This is a genomic window from Pseudomonas sp. HD6422 (assembly GCF_025377065.1).
GTDB classification, from domain to species: Bacteria; Pseudomonadota; Gammaproteobacteria; order Pseudomonadales; family Pseudomonadaceae; genus Aquipseudomonas; species Aquipseudomonas putida_U.
This window is the reverse complement of sequence record NZ_JAHWIW010000073.1, coordinates 1-3,131: the sequence shown is the minus strand read 5'-3', so window position 1 is coordinate 3,131 and position 3,131 is coordinate 1. Positions and strand designations below refer to the sequence as shown.

Sequence of the window (3,131 nt, the reverse complement as noted above, 5' to 3'; positions counted from 1 at the left end):
TTCGTCTTCACCACCACAATCTGCTCGGCAGATTGCTTGGGTGTTATATGGTCAAGCCTCACGGGCAATTAGTATTGGTTAGCTCAACGCCTCACAGCGCTTACACACCCAACCTATCAACGTCGTAGTCTTCGACGGCCCTTTAGGGGATTCAAGATCCCAGTGAGATCTCATCTTGAGGCAAGTTTCCCGCTTAGATGCTTTCAGCGGTTATCTCTTCCGAACATAGCTACCCGGCAATGCCACTGGCGTGACAACCGGAACACCAGAGGTTCGTCCACTCCGGTCCTCTCGTACTAGGAGCAGCCCCTCTCAAATCTCAAACGTCCACGGCAGATAGGGACCGAACTGTCTCACGACGTTCTAAACCCAGCTCGCGTACCACTTTAAATGGCGAACAGCCATACCCTTGGGACCGGCTTCAGCCCCAGGATGTGATGAGCCGACATCGAGGTGCCAAACACCGCCGTCGATATGAACTCTTGGGCGGTATCAGCCTGTTATCCCCGGAGTACCTTTTATCCGTTGAGCGATGGCCCTTCCATACAGAACCACCGGATCACTAAGACCTACTTTCGTACCTGCTCGACGTGTTTGTCTCGCAGTCAAGCGCGCTTTTGCCTTTATACTCTGCGACCGATTTCCGACCGGTCTGAGCGCACCTTCGTACTCCTCCGTTACTCTTTGGGAGGAGACCGCCCCAGTCAAACTACCCACCATACACTGTCCTCGATCCGGATAACGGACCTGAGTTAGAACCTCAAAGTTGCCAGGGTGGTATTTCAAGGATGGCTCCATGAGAACTGGCGTCCCCACTTCAAAGCCTCCCACCTATCCTACACAAGCAAATTCAAAGTCCAGTGCAAAGCTATAGTAAAGGTTCACGGGGTCTTTCCGTCTAGCCGCGGATACACTGCATCTTCACAGCGATTTCAATTTCACTGAGTCTCGGGTGGAGACAGCGCCGCCATCGTTACGCCATTCGTGCAGGTCGGAACTTACCCGACAAGGAATTTCGCTACCTTAGGACCGTTATAGTTACGGCCGCCGTTTACCGGGGCTTCGATCAAGAGCTTCGCTTGCGCTAACCCCATCAATTAACCTTCCGGCACCGGGCAGGCGTCACACCCTATACGTCCACTTTCGTGTTTGCAGAGTGCTGTGTTTTTAATAAACAGTCGCAGCGGCCTGGTATCTTCGACCGACATGGGCTTACGGAGCAAGTCCTTCACCCTCGCCGGCGCACCTTCTCCCGAAGTTACGGTGCCATTTTGCCTAGTTCCTTCACCCGAGTTCTCTCAAGCGCCTTGGTATTCTCTACCCGACCACCTGTGTCGGTTTGGGGTACGGTTCCCAGTTATCTGAAGCTTAGGAGCTTTTCTTGGAAGCATGGCATCAACCACTTCGTCGCCTAAAGGCAACTCGTCATCAGCTCTCGGCCTTGAGATCCCGGATTTGCCTAAGATCTCAGCCTACCACCTTAAACTTGGACAACCAACGCCAAGCTGGCCTAGCCTTCTCCGTCCCTCCATCGCAATAACTGGAAGTACAGGAATATTAACCTGTTTTCCATCGACTACGCTTTTCAGCCTCGCCTTAGGGACCGACTAACCCTGCGTCGATTAACGTTGCGCAGGAAACCTTGGTCTTTCGGCGTGGGAGTTTTTCACTCCCATTGTCGTTACTCATGTCAGCATTCGCACTTCTGATACCTCCAGCAAGCTTCTCAACTCACCTTCACAGGCTTACAGAACGCTCCTCTACCGCATCATCCTAAGATGATACCCGTAGCTTCGGTGCATGGTTTGAGCCCCGTTACATCTTCCGCGCAGGCCGACTCGACTAGTGAGCTATTACGCTTTCTTTAAAGGATGGCTGCTTCTAAGCCAACCTCCTAGCTGTCTAAGCCTTCCCACATCGTTTCCCACTTAACCATGACTTTGGGACCTTAGCTGACGGTCTGGGTTGTTTCCCTTTTCACGACGGACGTTAGCACCCGCCGTGTGTCTCCCATGCTCGGCACTTCCAGGTATTCGGAGTTTGCATCGGTTTGGTAAGTCGGGATGACCCCCTAGCCGAAACAGTGCTCTACCCCCTGGAGTGATACATGAGGCGCTACCTAAATAGCTTTCGAGGAGAACCAGCTATCTCCGAGCTTGATTAGCCTTTCACTCCGATCCACAGGTCATCCGCTAACTTTTCAACGGTAGTCGGTTCGGTCCTCCAGTCAGTGTTACCTAACCTTCAACCTGCCCATGGATAGATCGCCCGGTTTCGGGTCTATACCCAGCGACTAAACGCCCTATTAAGACTCGCTTTCGCTACGCCTCCCCTATTCGGTTAAGCTCGCCACTGAATATAAGTCGCTGACCCATTATACAAAAGGTACGCAGTCACCTAACAAAGTAGGCTCCCACTGCTTGTACGCATACGGTTTCAGGTTCTATTTCACTCCCCTCTCCGGGGTTCTTTTCGCCTTTCCCTCACGGTACTGGTTCACTATCGGTCAGTCAGTAGTATTTAGCCTTGGAGGATGGTCCCCCCATATTCAGACAAAGTTTCTCGTGCTCCGTCCTACTCGATTTCATTGATAAGAGATTTTCGTGTACGGGGCTATCACCCACTATGGCCGCACTTTCCAGAGCGTTCCACTAATCTCAAACCAACTTAAGGGCTGGTCCCCGTTCGCTCGCCACTACTAAGGGAATCTCGGTTGATTTCTATTCCTCAGGGTACTTAGATGTTTCAGTTCCCCTGGTTCGCCTCTTGCACCTATGTATTCAGTACAAGATACTCAGCTTGTGCTGAGTGGGTTCCCCCATTCAGAGATCTCTGGATCACAGTCTGTTTGCCGACTCCCCAAAGCTTATCGCAGGCTACCACGTCTTTCATCGCCTCTGACTGCCAAGGCATCCACCGTATGCGCTTCTTCACTTGACCATATAACCCCAAGCAATCTGGTTATACTGTGAAGACGACATTCGCCGAAAATTCGCATGTTGCGCTTTCGCGCAGAACTCACAAATTTTACCTTAGCCTGATCACCACCAGTGAAAGTGGTCATCAGTCTATCTATCACATATCCGAATTTTTAAAGAACGATCTGACAAAAGTCAGAAATCAACATTCAT

Annotated in this window: 1 rRNA gene; it reads right to left on the bottom strand. The window is 51.4% G+C overall.

The annotated features are described in order from the left end of the window. Positions 1-47: 47 nt before the first annotated feature. Positions 48-2,940 (bottom strand): 23S ribosomal RNA (locus KY379_RS27000). Between the last annotated feature and the right edge of the window lie 191 nt (positions 2,941-3,131).